At 38.7% G+C, this 14,176-nt stretch carries 16 protein-coding genes and 1 riboswitch; of the genes, 11 read left to right on the top strand and 5 right to left on the bottom strand.

The window, feature by feature from the left end:
* The first annotated feature begins 3 nt into the window (after positions 1 to 3).
* Together cysI and ABC255_RS18160 are read left to right on the top strand one after the other, a co-directional pair.
* The gene (gene cysI / locus ABC255_RS18165; RefSeq protein WP_412995665.1) at positions 4 to 1,722 is read left to right on the top strand and encodes an assimilatory sulfite reductase (NADPH) hemoprotein subunit; all 1,719 of its coding nucleotides are present in this window, start codon (positions 4 to 6) and stop codon (positions 1,720 to 1,722) included.
* A 198-nt stretch (positions 1,723 to 1,920) separates the two neighbouring features.
* Positions 1,921 to 2,196 (top strand): Spo0E family sporulation regulatory protein-aspartic acid phosphatase, encoded by a 276-nt coding sequence (locus tag ABC255_RS18160; RefSeq protein ID WP_412995663.1) that lies wholly within the window; start codon positions 1,921 to 1,923, stop codon positions 2,194 to 2,196.
* 74 nt (positions 2,197 to 2,270) lie between these two features.
* On the opposite strand, the gene ABC255_RS18155 is transcribed toward ABC255_RS18160, so the two are convergent.
* Positions 2,271 to 2,456 (bottom strand): hypothetical protein, encoded by a 186-nt coding sequence (locus ABC255_RS18155; RefSeq protein ID WP_335534282.1) that lies wholly within the window; start codon positions 2,454 to 2,456, stop codon positions 2,271 to 2,273.
* 344 nt (positions 2,457 to 2,800) lie between these two features.
* On the opposite strand from ABC255_RS18155, the gene ABC255_RS18150 reads away from it, so the two are divergent.
* The 4 genes from ABC255_RS18150 to ABC255_RS18135 all read left to right on the top strand — a co-directional run bounded on the left by ABC255_RS18150 (position 2,801) and on the right by ABC255_RS18135 (position 5,891).
* Complete coding sequence (locus ABC255_RS18150) at positions 2,801 to 3,643, top strand: ABC transporter ATP-binding protein (protein WP_412995661.1); 843 nt, start codon at positions 2,801 to 2,803, stop codon at positions 3,641 to 3,643.
* Positions 3,576 to 4,337: an ABC transporter permease gene (locus tag ABC255_RS18145; protein WP_412995659.1), complete on the top strand. Its 762-nt coding sequence runs from the start codon at positions 3,576 to 3,578 to the stop codon at positions 4,335 to 4,337. The genes ABC255_RS18150 and ABC255_RS18145 overlap by 68 nt, the downstream gene beginning before the upstream one ends.
* Before the next feature lie 25 nt (positions 4,338 to 4,362).
* Positions 4,363 to 5,376 carry an aliphatic sulfonate ABC transporter substrate-binding protein gene (locus ABC255_RS18140; RefSeq protein ID WP_412995657.1) on the top strand — a complete coding sequence of 338 codons (1,014 nt, stop codon included), beginning with the start codon at positions 4,363 to 4,365 and terminating at the stop codon, positions 5,374 to 5,376.
* An 89-nt stretch (positions 5,377 to 5,465) separates the two neighbouring features.
* Positions 5,466 to 5,891 carry an OsmC family protein gene (locus tag ABC255_RS18135; RefSeq protein WP_412995655.1) on the top strand — a complete coding sequence of 142 codons (426 nt, stop codon included), beginning with the start codon at positions 5,466 to 5,468 and terminating at the stop codon, positions 5,889 to 5,891.
* 10 nt (positions 5,892 to 5,901) lie between these two features.
* On the opposite strand, the gene ABC255_RS18130 is transcribed toward ABC255_RS18135, so the two are convergent.
* Both ABC255_RS18130 and queF read right to left on the bottom strand, forming a co-directional pair.
* Entirely contained in the window at positions 5,902 to 6,432 is a 531-nt protein-coding gene (locus ABC255_RS18130) for a DnaJ domain-containing protein (protein WP_412995653.1), read from the bottom strand.
* Between the two features lie 107 nt (positions 6,433 to 6,539).
* The gene (gene queF, locus ABC255_RS18125; protein ID WP_412995651.1) at positions 6,540 to 7,040 is read right to left on the bottom strand and encodes a preQ(1) synthase; all 501 of its coding nucleotides are present in this window, start codon (positions 7,038 to 7,040) and stop codon (positions 6,540 to 6,542) included.
* Positions 7,041 to 7,152: 112 nt separating this feature from the next.
* A riboswitch (PreQ1 riboswitch) is annotated at positions 7,153 to 7,199 on the bottom strand.
* Positions 7,200 to 7,437: 238 nt separating this feature from the next.
* Between queF and queC the strand changes: the two genes are divergently transcribed.
* Genes queC through queE form a run of 3 tightly spaced genes read left to right on the top strand, consistent with a single transcriptional unit; the run spans position 7,438 to position 9,302 of the window.
* The gene (gene queC / locus ABC255_RS18120) at positions 7,438 to 8,094 is read left to right on the top strand and encodes a 7-cyano-7-deazaguanine synthase QueC (protein WP_412995649.1); all 657 of its coding nucleotides are present in this window, start codon (positions 7,438 to 7,440) and stop codon (positions 8,092 to 8,094) included.
* 3 nt (positions 8,095 to 8,097) lie between these two features.
* On the top strand, positions 8,098 to 8,577 hold the full coding sequence (gene queD, locus ABC255_RS18115; protein ID WP_412995647.1) for a 6-carboxytetrahydropterin synthase QueD: 480 nt from the start codon (positions 8,098 to 8,100) through the stop codon (positions 8,575 to 8,577).
* Positions 8,574 to 9,302, top strand: coding sequence for a 7-carboxy-7-deazaguanine synthase QueE (gene queE / locus ABC255_RS18110; RefSeq protein WP_412995645.1), 729 nt, complete (start codon positions 8,574 to 8,576; stop codon positions 9,300 to 9,302). The genes queD and queE overlap by 4 nt, the downstream gene beginning before the upstream one ends.
* A 21-nt stretch (positions 9,303 to 9,323) precedes the next feature.
* Here queE and ABC255_RS18105 read toward each other — a convergent pair whose 3' ends face one another.
* Entirely contained in the window at positions 9,324 to 10,409 is a 1,086-nt protein-coding gene (locus tag ABC255_RS18105) for an AbrB family transcriptional regulator (RefSeq protein ID WP_412995643.1), read from the bottom strand.
* Between the two features lie 216 nt (positions 10,410 to 10,625).
* Between ABC255_RS18105 and ABC255_RS18100 the strand changes: the two genes are divergently transcribed.
* The gene (locus ABC255_RS18100; protein ID WP_412995641.1) at positions 10,626 to 10,826 is read left to right on the top strand and encodes a Fur-regulated basic protein FbpA; all 201 of its coding nucleotides are present in this window, start codon (positions 10,626 to 10,628) and stop codon (positions 10,824 to 10,826) included.
* Between the two features lie 64 nt (positions 10,827 to 10,890).
* Here the strand turns inward: ABC255_RS18100 and ABC255_RS18095 are convergent, their stop codons facing one another.
* Complete coding sequence (locus ABC255_RS18095) at positions 10,891 to 11,901, bottom strand: DUF3231 family protein (protein WP_412995639.1); 1,011 nt, start codon at positions 11,899 to 11,901, stop codon at positions 10,891 to 10,893.
* 198 nt (positions 11,902 to 12,099) lie between these two features.
* Here ABC255_RS18095 and ABC255_RS18090 point away from each other — a divergent pair, with 198 nt between their 5' ends.
* A complete protein-coding gene (locus ABC255_RS18090; RefSeq protein WP_412995637.1) occupies positions 12,100 to 14,082 on the top strand; it encodes a carbohydrate-binding domain-containing protein in 1,983 nt (660 codons plus the stop codon).
* The last annotated feature ends 94 nt before the right edge of the window (positions 14,083 to 14,176 follow it).

Raw genomic sequence — 14,176 nt, 5'->3', positions numbered from 1 at the left:
AAAATGGTGAAGCAAAATTTAACGGCACCTGAAGGCGCGCCAAGTGATGTAGAGCGAATAAAAAGAGAAAGTAACTATTTACGCGGAACACTGAAAGAAGTAATGCAGGACCGAATCAGTTCAGGAATTCCAGACGATGATAACCGCCTAATGAAGCACCATGGCAGCTACCTGCAGGACGACCGTGATCTACGTAACGAGCGACAAAAGCAAAAACTTGAGCCAGCATACCAATTCATGCTCCGTGTCCGCTTGCCTGGGGGCGTGACAACACCTTCGCAATGGCTTGTTATGGATGAGTTAGCTGACAAAAATGGCAATGGAACGTTAAAACTGACCACTCGTCAAACGTTTCAAATGCATGGTATTTTGAAATGGAATATGAAAAATACAATCCAGGAAATTCATGCTACGCTATTGGATACAATAGCTGCGTGCGGCGATGTAAATCGTAACGTCTTGTGCAGTTCAAACCCATATCAATCAGAGATTCATATGGAAGTATATGAATGGGCGAAACATTTGAGCAATTACTTATTGCCGCGTACTAGAGCGTATCATGAAGTTTGGCTTGATGAAGAGAAAGTTGCTGGGTCGCCGGAAGTAGAAGATGTTGAACCGATGTATGGACCGCTATATTTACCACGTAAATTTAAAATTGGTATTGCAGTTCCGCCTTCAAATGATATTGATGTCTTTTCACAGGACCTAGGATTGATTGCAATTGTCGAAAATGATAAGCTTGTCGGTTTTAATGTGGCAATTGGAGGAGGTATGGGCAGTTCTCATGGTGATAAGGAGACCTACCCGCAACTTGCCAAAGTAATCGGTTTCTGTACTCCAGATCAAATTCAGGATGTCGCAGAAAAGATTATTACGATCCAACGCGACTATGGTAACCGTTCAGAGCGTAAAAATGCCCGATTTAAGTACACCGTTGACCGGTTAGGGTTAGAAACCGTCAAGGAAGAATTAGAAGATCGCCTAGGCTGGAGCCTTGGGGAAGCAAGACAGTACCATTTTGAAGATAATGGGGACCGTTATGGCTGGGTAAAAGGCGTCCAAGGTAAATGGCATTATACTCTTTATATCCAAAACGGGCGTGTAGCGGATTTTGATGGTTATAAGTTGAAGACCGCCTTGAGAGAAATTGCAAAAGTCCATAAAGGTGAATTCCGTATAACAGCAAATCAAAACGTAATCATTTCGAATGTTTCAAGCCAGAAAAAGAAGAAGATTAGTGAATTAATAGAAGAATATGGCTTGACCGATGGCAGCCATTATTCTGCACTGCGCCGTAGTTCCATGGCGTGTGTGGCACTGCCAACCTGTGGTTTAGCTATGGCCGAGGCAGAACGCTATTTACCAAAACTAATTGATAAAATTGAAGAGATTTTAGATGAAAATGGTCTTAGGGATAAAGAAATAACCATTCGGATGACCGGATGTCCAAACGGCTGTGCACGCCCTGGGCTGGGTGAAATAGCATTTATGGGTAAGGCAGTTGGTAAGTATAATATGTATCTTGGAGCAGCATACGATGGCAGCCGACTCAATAAAATGTACCGGGAAAATATCGGTGAGGAAGAGATTTTGAGCGAACTTCGTGTCATTCTTTCCCGTTATGCGAAAGAACGCGAACAAGACGAACACTTTGGTGATTTCGTTATTCGTGCAGGAATCGTCCAAGCTACAACAGATGGCACAAATTTTCATGCTTAATATCTGAAAAGAGACAGAAATCCTGTCTCTTTTTTTGAATTAAATATTCAGAAATTTTAAACATCGTCTAGTTTTGTCATAATTTAACTTGTTTTAGCGAAACGATTTAATAGATTCAAATACATGCTATAATACTTTTCATGACTAACATATAAAAGCAACTAGATAATTAATATTGTTTAGAGGTGTGTTTTTGTTATGAGGATAGTAGATTTAGAAGAAGCAATCAATGATAAAAGGGCTGAAATGATAGAAATAGGAATGGAAAAAGGACTTTCTTGTGAAGAAACCATAGTATGCAGTCAGGAACTTGATAGACTGCTTAATGACTATAGAAGGTTAACTGCAAGTCAGGGCCGGTTTACATCTACCTTATTTCAAGAAGATCTTTTAACCTTTATTCATCACTTACAAAAATTGATAGTGAGACCTTACAGACTGTTCCTTCCTTACAAAAGTAATAGATTCTATTAAGTTCATATGTATTCCTGAAAAGGTAATTTTAGACCCACCCATTTGAAAAGATGGGTCTTTTTTTTATATAATTTTTACGTTCGCTGAATCGTGGAAGTTGAAAAGCTTTTTACCATTTTTTGCAGGTTTCTATGCGCTTCTCTTAGTTTGATGGTTTCTTCGATAATTCTTTGGAAGCCCTCAATGTCTCTATCGGTTGCATTTAAAAGTGTCTTTGGTACTCCTTCAGCAATTTGTTGTAGGGTAATATCTTGGCTCATAGCTATGACCACCTTTCAACTTAATTCTTAGACTAGCTTTTTCGTCTACTTTAATAGTTTGAGGTAGAGGGGTGTTTCTCCTGCCAAGACTATAATAAACTTGTCTACATGAATCACCAGATTCTATTAGAAATAGCAACGTTCTAGCAAATAACGACGGGAATCCATTAGGGTTGTGGGACCTTTGTAGAAAAATATTTAAAGAAAATTCAGTTAATATAAAAAATAGTAAAAAATGAATAGAAAAGATTACAGAATGAGAGAATAATAGTTGACTTAACTATTGTATGTAATATAATAAAACCAATAGATTTACTGGGGATTTAAAAAGAGGTGAAATATAGATGTATTTAACGATAGAAAAGATTCAAAAGAGTTTTGTAAATGATAGAAAAGAAAACGTAAAAGTACTTGATGGAATAAATTTGAATGTTAAAAAAGGAAGCTTTGTTTCAATCGTTGGTCCATCAGGATGTGGGAAGTCTACTTTGCTTTACCTGGTCGCAGGGCTTGATAAAGCCGATAGCGGCGAAATCCGTGTTGATGGAGAGTTAGTATCGAAACCAGGTCCAGAAAGAGTCGTAGTTTTCCAGGAAGCAGGGTTGTTTCCTTGGCTGACTGTCTTAGAAAATGTAACCTATGGCCTAAACCTTAAAAAGATGCCAAAAGAAGAGGCAAAAGCGAAGGCTCTTGATGTATTAAAAATGGTTCACCTAAGTAAGTATGTGAATTCCTATCCTCACGAATTATCGGGCGGCATGAAGCAAAGGGTTTCCATCGCTAGAGCGTTAGTCATGGAGCCTGACATCCTGTTAATGGATGAGCCTTTTTCAGCACTAGATGAACAAACGAGAATGGTACTGCATAAAGAGCTACTAGATATCTGGAGGAAGACAAAAGTTACCATCTTCTTTATCACTCACAATATTAGGGAAGCAGTTCTTCTTTCAGAAGAAGTGGTGGTTTTTGCAACACGTCCCGGAAGGATCAAAGAGATTATTCCTGTTCCTACAATGAAGGATGGAGTTACACCAGACAGTGTAACATTAAATACGGAACAAAAAATTCTGACTATTTTACAGGAAGAAATCGAGAAAGTATTGAAGGAGGAAATGGGTGATGACTACAGCTTTAAGACGGATCATCTTCATCGCGGTGATAGCGGTGATATGGGAAGTCACATCTAGATTTTCCAGCCTTCCAGATTTTATGTTTCCCAGCCTGAGTCAGGTATTGGAAACACTTTTCAACGGCTTAATGAGTGGACAAATTACGCTGGCAATAGGTAAAAGTATGGGGCGTATCCTACTTGGGTTTACGATTGCAATCATTGTGGGATTAATATTAGGGTACTTCATTTGGCGATATAAACTGGTTGAAGACACACTTGGTTTTGTCGTAACTGCTCTTCAATCAATTCCAAGTATTGTTTGGTTCCCATTAGCAATCATTTGGTTTGGTTTAAATGACTTTTCTATTCTTTTTATTGTTACAATTGGTGCAACGTGGACCATGACGGTTAACGCAACAAGCGGATTTAAGAATGTACCTCAGCTTTATCAGCGTGTTGCAAAGGTTTATGGTTCAAGTGGTATTCATTTCTTAAGGACTGTTATCCTGCCAGCATCTGTTCCGCAAATTATTTCAGGTCTGCGGATTGCTTGGGCATTCTCATGGCGCGCCTTAATGGCGGGTGAACTACTCGGTGGGGGCGGCGGACTTGGGCAATTGCTTGAAATGGGCCGTTCACTCGGTCAAATGGATTTAGTTATTTCTGTCATGATTATCATTGCGATTATCGGGACAATTGTCGATAATGTTGTTTTTTCAAGACTTGAATGCAATGTAGAAATAAAATGGGGTATTCGAAAGAGAGCTTAATAAAAAAATAGCTAGGAGAGAAAAAATGTTGAAAAAATCTATGCTTTATCTATTTATCACGATCTTATTTATTGGACTTTTAAGCGGTTGTGCCCAATCATCCAACGAAGGTGAAGGCGAAGGCGATGGCAATGGTGGAGAGGCGAAAACAGTTAAGATTGGATATTTTCCAAATCTAACTCATATCGCAACAATCGTCGCACTTGAAAAAGGTTATTTTGAAGAAGCTTTCGGTAAAGATGTGAAAATTGAAACAAAAACAGTTGCTAATGGCGGACTATTTATGGAAGCGATGGCCACTAAAGCAATTGATGTTGGTACTGTAGGTCCTGGTCCATTACTTAACTTCTATGTGAAAAACAAAGAGTACCACCTAATCTCAGGTGCGGTAAATGGCGGAGCAGTTCTAGTAGCATCAGAAGGCAGCGGAGTTGAAAAATTAGAAGATTTAGATGGAAAAAAAGTAGCGATTCCGGTTATTGGAAGCACCCAGGATGTAATGTTACGTAAAGCATTAAAAGACGCAGATTTAAAAGCGAAAACAAGCGGCGGTACAGTTGATTTATTTGCTGCAGCTCCTGCTGACACAGCATCTCTATTCATCCAAAAACAAGTGGATGCAGCTGCAACACAAGAGCCTTGGGGATATGTACTTGAAAACCAAGCAAATGGTAAACTCCTTTTAGACTGGGATGAATTTGCATGGGGTAAGGAATCTACCAATACTGTCGTTGCTGCTAGAGCAGACTTTTTGAAAAACAAAGAATTAGCAAAGCAGTATATAGATGCTCATAAAAAAGCGGTAAAATTTATCCAGGACAATCCTGAAGAGAGTAAAGAAGTTGTCATGAAGCATTTAAAAGATCTTACTGGTAAAGAATTAAATAAAGAGGAAGTAGACGCAGCATTCTCTCGTTTAGCTGTCACAACAGCTGTTAATGAAGACGTAATTCAGGAAATGGCAGATATCAGCAAAGAAGCTGGATATATTCCAAGCAGTGATATTAAAGGTTTAATTGACTTGTCATTAGTGAAGTAATAATAGAAGGTTTTGGACTCAATTGTGAGTTCAAAACCTTTTTTTAAGGTAAAATATAGAAAGAATACATATAGGAAGGAATGGTAGAAATGAAATCAACGATTAAATGGGCAGGGGATATGGCGTTTACCGGTATGACACCATCAGGGCACGAATTAAGAATGGACGCAGCACAAGAAATTGGCGGACAAAATAGCGGTCCACGACCAACAGAACTACTGCTCTATTCTCTTGCAGGCTGTACAGGAATCGATATCGTGATGATTTTGAAAAAAATGCGCGTAGAGCTAACTGGTTTTTCCATGGAAGTAGAGGGCACACGTGCCGATACAGAACCGAAGAAATTTACTGATTTTCATATTCACTATTCAGTCGAAGGGGACCTGCCAGAAGATAAGGTAGTCCGTGCAATCCAATTGTCAAAAGACAAATACTGCTCCGTATCCCATTCATTAAGTGCAAACATCGTTGCTAGTTATTCTATTAATGGAGTAAAAGGAAATCAAGTATTATAAAAATGGGGATTCAGCTTTTGGCTGAATCCCTAACTTTGTCGTAGTGATCATAGAATACTTTAAAGAGTCGTTCGTCTCCGCCTCGATCGGGATGAAGGGCTTTTAATAGTTTCTTGTATTCTTTTTTGATAGTGTCACTATTTGCCCCAGAATTTAATCCTAATATCGAGGTTAGGGTTAATGGAGGAGTATCGGATAGCGCATACTCCGCTTGCAGCATTCTTTTTAGGGACCGATTTTTTGCTTGTTCAATGCGAATAGTCGTTTTTAACTGTTCAAGTTCTTCTTTTAATTTTTGATTGTCACGAAACGTTTTTTCCCATTGGTGAAAATCGACTCCAAACTGCTTCGTTTTGTTCTCTATCTTTTTTTCCAAAATAAAGGACGCTAAATCGACGGGAGTTACAGAGTATTCAAGATTAAGGTGCTTCGTTCTTCTGGCCTTTAATTTTCCATCGAGAATCCAACGAATGACAACCTGTTCACTATCGGTAATCCCCTCAGCTCGAAGCTGTTCCGTAACCTCTTTAACATTTAACATAAAATCAACTCATTCTACATTCGTCTAGTATCTACTAAACTACTGTATCACATGGTAAATGTTACAGGTTTACAGGACTATTTAATTTTTGTTGCAAAAAGTTTTCATTAACGATTATCCACTTTTTCTGGGTAAAGGTCATGATTCATCAAACGGAAAGTTGCCATTTCTTCGAATTTGGTTCCTTGCTTGCCATAGTTGCACCATGGGTCAATGGAAATTCCACCGCGTGGCGTGAATTTACCCCAAACCTCAATATAGCGAGGATCCAAAAGCTTAATTAAATCGTTCATGATGATGTTAACGCAATCCTCGTGAAAATCACCATGATTTCTGAAGCTGAATAAATAGAGTTTTAAAGACTTACTCTCTACTATTTTTTTATCTGGAATGTATGAGATATACATCGTTGCGAAATCCGGCTGATGTGTAAGCGGGCACAGACTGGTGAATTCCGGGCAATTAAATTTTACGAAATAATCACGTTCTGGGTGAAGATTATCGACTGCCTCCAAAACCTCTGGAGCATATTCAAATGAGTATTGTGTATTTTGATTTCCTAATAGTGTTAAATCTTTTAATCCTTCTTCGTGGCTGCGGCCTGACATAAAAAAACCTCCAAGTCAAAAATGTTTATTCCAGAGAGCTCAAGCAATCTATAACTACTAATTGAATAGAAAACAAAAAGCCATGTCCGGTATGGACATGGCATAAAGTCATGTATCCATAGTTTTTTATAGAGGGTATCAGCTATGAACCTCTCCCGTGTAAGTACGGGTATTATCTTCTCCATATGATAAAGGACTCTCGGCAAAACGTCAATTGAAAAATAATGAACAAAAAATAATCCCAATATTTAAAAGATTAATCTTTTACTTTTATTATGGTATCATACAAGCAGAAAACAAAAGAGGTTCTAGCACCCCTCGTTAAAAAAACTAAGATGAAGCAGTACTTCTATCTTGGGGTACTGCTTTTTCTATTTTGGAAGGAGTTTCCTTAAATATGTTAAAAGAAGAAAAAGCCATTGTCGTATTTAGCGGCGGGCAGGACAGCACTACTTGTTTATTTTGGGCGTTACAACAATTTAAAGAGGTTGAAGCGGTCACTTTCGACTACAATCAACGGCATAGTTTAGAAATTGAATGTGCCAAAAATATAGCCAATGAACTAGGTGTAAGACACCATATTTTAGATATGTCTTTATTGAATCAGCTAGCACCGAACGCATTAACACGGTCTGAAATTGAAGTTAAAGACGGAGAAGAGGGTGAACTTCCTTCAACGTTTGTTCCTGGAAGAAACCTTTTATTCCTGTCCTTTGCCGGAGTGTTAGCTCGTCAAGTTGGTGCGAAGCATTTAGTGACAGGAGTTTGTGAAACAGATTTCAGCGGTTATCCAGATTGCCGTGATATTTTTATTAAATCACTAAATGTTACTTTAAATCTTTCGATGGATGATAATTTTGTAATCCATACCCCGTTAATGTGGCTAAATAAAGCGGAAACGTGGGGATTAGCGGATGAATTAGATGCACTTGACTTTGTTCGCGAAAAAACACTAACCTGCTACAATGGTGTCATTTCTGACGGCTGCGGCGAATGTCCAGCATGTGTGTTAAGAAAACGCGGACTCGATGACTTTCTAAGTGGGAGGAGCTAAACCATGTACGGATTTAGAATCGTCGATAAATTACAGAAAATAGATGAAGATATTCAACGCAAGGAGCTCAAATATCATAATAAGCGCGTATTAGTCAGTAAAGAATTTACTTTTGACGCGTCCCATCACCTACACTGTTATGAAGGTAAATGTAAGAACCTTCATGGGCACACGTATAAAGTCATATTCGGCATTTCCGGTTTTGTGGATGAAAGAGGATTAATGATGGATTTTGGCGATATCAAGGACATATGGAAAAATGAAATAGAAATTCACCTTGACCATCGTTATTTAAATGAAACCCTTCCGCCGATGAATACAACAGCGGAAAATATTGTGGTCTGGATTTATGAAAAAATGAAAGAAGCATTAGAGAAAGAAGTGAACAAGGATAGATTCATTGGAGCAAGAGTAGAATTTGTCCGCCTTTTTGAGACGCCTACGAGCTATGCAGAAGCAAGAAGGGAGTGGATGGAGGAATGAAGAGAATTCCCGTTTTAGAGATTTTTGGCCCCACGATCCAGGGTGAAGGAATGGTGGTTGGCCAAGTTACGATGTTTGTTCGAACAGCCGGCTGCGATTACTCTTGCAGCTGGTGTGATTCTGCCTTCACTTGGGACGGCAGCGCCAAAGATGATATCAGGCAGATGACGGCAGAAGAAATTTGGACAGAATTAAAATCGATCGGTGGCTCTAATTTCTCCTTTGTTACCATCTCAGGGGGGAATCCTGCACTTTTAAAAAATCTAGATTCACTGATTGAGTTGTTAAAAGAAAAGCAGATTAATATTGGTATTGAAACGCAGGGAAGCAGATGGCAGGATTGGTTCTTAAAGATTGATGAACTCACCATCTCGCCAAAACCTCCAAGTTCGAAAATGGAAACAGATTTTGAAATATTAGATTCAATTTTTATAAATTTAGATGAAAACCAGTTTGAAAATAATGTTAGTTTAAAAGTCGTTATTTTCGATGAAGCCGACCTGGAATATGCGAAACTGGTTCATAAAAGATACGAAGGCATTCCATTTTATTTGCAGGTAGGAAATGACGACATCACGAATGGTAATAACCAAGAACTTATACAAAAGCTACTGAATAAATATGAGTGGCTCGTCAATCGGGTAGTCAAAGACAGTCAGCTAAACAATGTCAAAGTACTGCCTCAATTACATGCCCTGCTATGGGGAAATAAGCGCGGAGTTTAATTGGAAAAGCCCACCTGCTAACTAGGTGGGCTTTTCTGTATTTTTTAATAATTTCTTTATAAAAATCCATTTAAGGAATGGTGGTACAGCAAAGAAGATAAATAGGAGCCGGAATAATTGAAATCCAGCCACCATGGATAAGTCCGCCTGGACTTCATGTGCCAGTATCGCCATTTGATCGGCACCTCCTGGAGTTAAACTTAAAAAGCTTGTGGAAGGTGTGATATCGTAAAAATGGACAAGAAACATACTCATTCCTAATGTTCCTAAAACCATTACTATCCCGCTAACAATCGCTAGTGAGAGGATTTTTGTTTTATTCTCAAGCTTGTCTGGTTTTAACATTAAGCCAATGTAGCTCCCAATCATGAATTGAGATAGATCTAATAGGAAGGTTGGCAGTTCCGGTCCGTTGAAACCTGAAATGGTCAAGACAGCAGTTCCAACAATTGGTCCTAATAAAAATGGTGTAGGGATATTCAGCTTTTTTCCTAAGAAAGCAAAAATCACACATACTGCCAAAAATATAAGGATGTCAGGAAAAAACAATCCTGTGTTTTCAGCAATATTGGGAATAGATTTACCTGTAAGATGATCAAATATAGGACTGCTAATTAAAAAAGGAACCGAGAAAATAATGATTATTACACGTGTTACTTGTAGAAAAGTTACAACAGTAAGATCTATCCCCTTTGCCTCTTCTGCAAAAGTAATTATCTGAGAAAGCCCTCCAGGAATACTGCCAGTGAGGACGGTAGGGTAATCAATACCGGAAAGCTTAGAAACAAAAAAAGCAATCCCAGCACAAAAGGCAATAAGAACGATGGTTAATAGAAGCATTATGGGCAGTTTTCCAAAGATCTGAACCACAGCCGCTTTCGTTAGGGATAATCCTATCGAATACCCCAATAGTACCAAGCCTGTATCCCGAATCGGTCTTGGCCACAATGCTTGAAATTCTCTGGATTTGGAAGAAATCAAAACAGCAGTCATCGGTCCAAGCAGCCAAGGAATCGGGATTCCTAAAAGTGAAAAGAGAATACCTCCAAGAGAGGCAATAAACAGTGTTATGTAAAAGCGATTTATATTCTTTTTAAGATTTATCAAAAACATCCCCGCTAACTTCTTTTTATTTATCATATCAAATATTAGCTAAACCGTAGACCATTAATAAAAATACAGTTTATTTTCTTTTATTAAGTTAAGATGAAGTTTGCTTTAAAAGTAGGTAAATATGCTAAAAAACGACACACTCACAATCACGAAGAGGTTAAAATCGGATAGGTAGTTAAGGAGCAATACAAAACCTGGAGGTGACAAGGTATGAAGAACATTCTTCGAACCGCTGTCCAACAAAGAAGGCAATTTCTTATAGATAAACTGCTTAAAGTGGGTGTGTTTAAAAAGGAAGATCGACATCTGTATGAATGGACATTAAGCGACTTAGAGAAAGAATACAAATATATTGAAGCTAGCAGTCTCGCAAAGGGAAAGATGGACCAAGGTAATCAACTACAACAATAATGAGGTATATACTTAGAAGAAAACACGAAAGACCGGTCAGCTGACCGGCCTTTTCCAAAATCATTTACGTCTTTTCGGTACCTAACTCACCACGATCGACAGCCATTGGAGGTTGTTCCATCCATTTATTATTGATCATGATATTGGCGCCATCCTCTGAATACAATTGAATTTCTAAAGATAGTCTGTTGTACATAACCCCCAAGTCCATCCGGGGGCTTTGAGCCACACCCGTACCGTAATAACCGATACTAAGACCAATTAACCCAGCCGTAAAGAACATGATCAATTTATCGGAAAATGTATACGATGTACTTGTTGTTACTTCAGCTGATATGGTTGCCGGTACCGAAAGATTGCATTCCTCTAATTTTTTTCCAAATAATTTAATATGTTTCTTACCAATGTCAATTCCTCTTAACAAAAATTGAATAACTTCCTTGTCCTGCGCTACCTGACTAAATCCAATAAGAGTAGCTACACCTAAAATGTTCCGCTGGACGTTTGCATATAGATTGCCTGCTTCTGCGACGATTAATGGTCTTTTATCACCGATAATATCGAAAAGAAAGGCTTGTTTATTGACAAATTCCACCTTCTCCATGGGTAAATGAGGAGACCTTACATACAGACCTTTTTCCAATAACAGGTCCTTTGAAACTTTGTATAATTGCATAGTTTCAGAAACACATTCTATATAATAATCAGTAATGTCCGATCGTACCGCTGACGTGACACTGGCTGAATAGTTGGTAAGACCAATCTTTGCCATTTGGTGGATAAATTGAAGAACATAACTGTCCGAATATAACTTCGGAGCCGATAAATCAACATCCTCTTCTAACTTAAAACCATAAGGGACCGGATAATCCTCCTCATTAAAAAAGAACGTTAATTTTTCAATGTGTTTTTTTGATAATTGCAATGCAAATTCAATAATAGGTTTTATTTCTGGGTCTTCCACCTTTTCTAAAAAAAAGGTAAGAACACAAACACTTCCGCTGTCATTCATGTATTGAGCCCAAAGTTGAGCTAGTTCAGCGGATGTAATCATTACTTTCTTGTCTATTTCCATTGTACGACCTCCAATTACCGGATACCTATTTCCATCATTTCCTTTAAAAATAAATTTATGTATGTAAATTTATATGACTCTCCCTTAAAGGTCTTTCTTTTGTTAAGGTTTGTTTAAGGTTTCCTTTATAAAATGAATCCATGGTCGTGAGATACCAAATCCTCGGATTTGTAATAAAGGTAAAAAGGAGACAATATGATGAAGAAAAAATCAATGTTATTAAAAGCAGGTTCAATCATTTTATGCTCAACACTTTTGTTTTCCTGCAGTCAGAATACTGATTCGACGAACGAATCTAGTACGATTGCAGCTGTAAATACGGAGACGTTAAGTACAATTGGAGATAAAGAGGTTAGCGCAGTTATAGGCGAAACTGTTTCCTATAGCGATGACGATTTTTACACGGATTGGGAAAATGAAAATCCAACTTATATTGAGTTAAATGGGACAAGTGCCAGCTTTGATGGTGCGGGTGCAGTGTTCGTATCGAATAATGTTGTTACCATAAGAGCGGCAGGAGTATATGTTATTAGCGGTAATCTAGATGACGGTCAAATCATTGTCGATGCCGAAGATAAGGGAACTGTTAAGCTCGTATTAAATGGTGCATCAATAAACAATAGAAATCAAGCTCCAATTTATGTGAAAAATGCGGGAAAAGCCATTGTATCTCTTCCGGAAGGTACTGATAATACTCTGTCGGATGGGACGGAATATGTGCTAGAAGATTCATCTGATGAGCCGAATGCAGCCCTTTTTAGTAAGGACAACCTAACGATTAACGGTACTGGGAAACTAACGGTTCATGGAAATTATAATAATGGAATTACGAGCAAAGACGAACTAAGAATTACAGGCGGAACCATTGAAATTGATTCAGTGGATGATGGTTTAATGGGACGAGATGTTGTTGCAGTTAAGGAAGGAAGTATTACCATTAAAGCAGGTGGAGATGGAATCAAGGCATCAAATGATAAAGATACTTCCAAAGGAAATATAGCCCTTGAGGGTGGAACGTATGACATCACAGCAAGTAGTGATGGAATGCAAGCTGAAGCGTCTTTATTAATCGCTGATGGTGACTATACTATTACTTCTGGTGGCGGAAGCCCAGAAACGATTGCTAGTAAAGGAAATGATATGAGACCAACTGGCAATGAATCCACAACAACAACCACAACAGAAACAGAAACTGAAAGTGCCAAAGGATTAAAAGCAACGGTAGATATTGCAATCGGCGGGGGAAGCTTTAAGATTGATTCTTCTGATGACGCCGTTCACAGCAACAACAGCGTTACCATTGCAGGCGGTGAAATAACGATTGCCTCAGGAGATGATGGCATCCATGGAGATACTGCGGTTCTTACAAAGGGTGGAAAAATAAACATTACCAAAAGCTATGAAGGAATTGAGAGTAAAGTCATAAGTATAGCCAATGGAGAAATTGATGTTACCGCAAGTGACGATGGTATCAATGTTGGCGGCGGAAATGATAGTTCAGGGATGGATTTCCAATCTACTGAAACCGAAGACAATTTATTATCGATTTCAGGTGGAACGGTTACCGTTAATGCAGCTGGTGATGGACTGGATTCAAATGGTTCGATCCAAATGACTGATGGTACTGTTTTAGTTAGTGGTCCCACAGACAATGGCAATGGTTCACTTGATTACGATCAAAGTTTTGAAATGACGGGTGGATTCTTGATTGCAGCAGGCAGTGCAGGAATGGTACAGGCTACTTCAGAACAATCAACACAAAATGCCATCGTTATGACCTATCCTGATACACAAGCAGCAGGTACACTCCTGCATGTTGAAGACAGCGATGGAAACACAGTAGCTACCTTTGCACCAGAAAAGGATTATCAAGCAGTATTTATTAGTTCACCAAACCTAGAAAAGGATAAAGATTATACGCTTTATTCAGGAGGAACGTCAACAGGTGAAGAGGCAGATGGTCTTTACAGTGATGGAACCTACAATGGTGGTACAAAAGTAGTGGAATTTACGATTTCAGACTCGGTAACCTGGCTCAATGAATCCGGTGTGACAACCGCAAACACCAGCGGACCTGGAGGCGGAGGTATGAGAGGCGGAGGTCAAAGACCTGATCGTGGACAAAGACCTCCTACAGGAGAAGCGCCAGATGGCAGTCAGACACCTACCACTGATCAATAACATAAGGTAACGAATAAAGAGCATGCCAATAATAATTGGTGTGCTCTTACTTTTTTATATTGATAGTTTAGTCCTATAGAATGTAAGGCTTATT

This window comes from Neobacillus canaveralius, assembly GCF_047237705.1.
GTDB classification, from domain to species: Bacteria; Bacillota; Bacilli; order Bacillales; family Cytobacillaceae; genus Neobacillus; species Neobacillus niacini_K.
This window is presented reverse-complemented; position numbering and strand designations above follow the sequence as displayed.

What these genes read in the sequence shown, in the direction of transcription:
- ABC255_RS18095 (WP_412995639.1), bottom strand. Translation starts at nt 11,901, where the DNA reads ATGGAAATAGACAAGAAAGTAATGATTACATCCGCTGAACTAGCTCAA.
- ABC255_RS18155 (WP_335534282.1), bottom strand. Translation starts at nt 2,456, where the DNA reads ATGAGCCAAGATATTACCCTACAACAAATTGCTGAAGGAGTACCAAAG.
- ABC255_RS18130 (WP_412995653.1), bottom strand. Translation starts at nt 6,432, where the DNA reads ATGTTAAATGTTAAAGAGGTTACGGAACAGCTTCGAGCTGAGGGGATT.
- ABC255_RS18140 (WP_412995657.1), top strand. Translation starts at nt 4,363, where the DNA reads ATGTTGAAAAAATCTATGCTTTATCTATTTATCACGATCTTATTTATT.
- ABC255_RS18090 (WP_412995637.1), top strand. Translation starts at nt 12,100, where the DNA reads ATGAAGAAAAAATCAATGTTATTAAAAGCAGGTTCAATCATTTTATGC.
- queC (WP_412995649.1), top strand. Translation starts at nt 7,438, where the DNA reads ATGTTAAAAGAAGAAAAAGCCATTGTCGTATTTAGCGGCGGGCAGGAC.
- ABC255_RS18135 (WP_412995655.1), top strand. Translation starts at nt 5,466, where the DNA reads ATGAAATCAACGATTAAATGGGCAGGGGATATGGCGTTTACCGGTATG.
- cysI (WP_412995665.1), top strand. Translation starts at nt 4, where the DNA reads ATGGTGAAGCAAAATTTAACGGCACCTGAAGGCGCGCCAAGTGATGTA.
- queF (WP_412995651.1), bottom strand. Translation starts at nt 7,040, where the DNA reads ATGTCAGGCCGCAGCCACGAAGAAGGATTAAAAGATTTAACACTATTA.
- queD (WP_412995647.1), top strand. Translation starts at nt 8,098, where the DNA reads ATGTACGGATTTAGAATCGTCGATAAATTACAGAAAATAGATGAAGAT.
- ABC255_RS18145 (WP_412995659.1), top strand. Translation starts at nt 3,576, where the DNA reads ATGACTACAGCTTTAAGACGGATCATCTTCATCGCGGTGATAGCGGTG.
- ABC255_RS18160 (WP_412995663.1), top strand. Translation starts at nt 1,921, where the DNA reads ATGAGGATAGTAGATTTAGAAGAAGCAATCAATGATAAAAGGGCTGAA.
- queE (WP_412995645.1), top strand. Translation starts at nt 8,574, where the DNA reads ATGAAGAGAATTCCCGTTTTAGAGATTTTTGGCCCCACGATCCAGGGT.
- ABC255_RS18100 (WP_412995641.1), top strand. Translation starts at nt 10,626, where the DNA reads ATGAAGAACATTCTTCGAACCGCTGTCCAACAAAGAAGGCAATTTCTT.
- ABC255_RS18150 (WP_412995661.1), top strand. Translation starts at nt 2,801, where the DNA reads ATGTATTTAACGATAGAAAAGATTCAAAAGAGTTTTGTAAATGATAGA.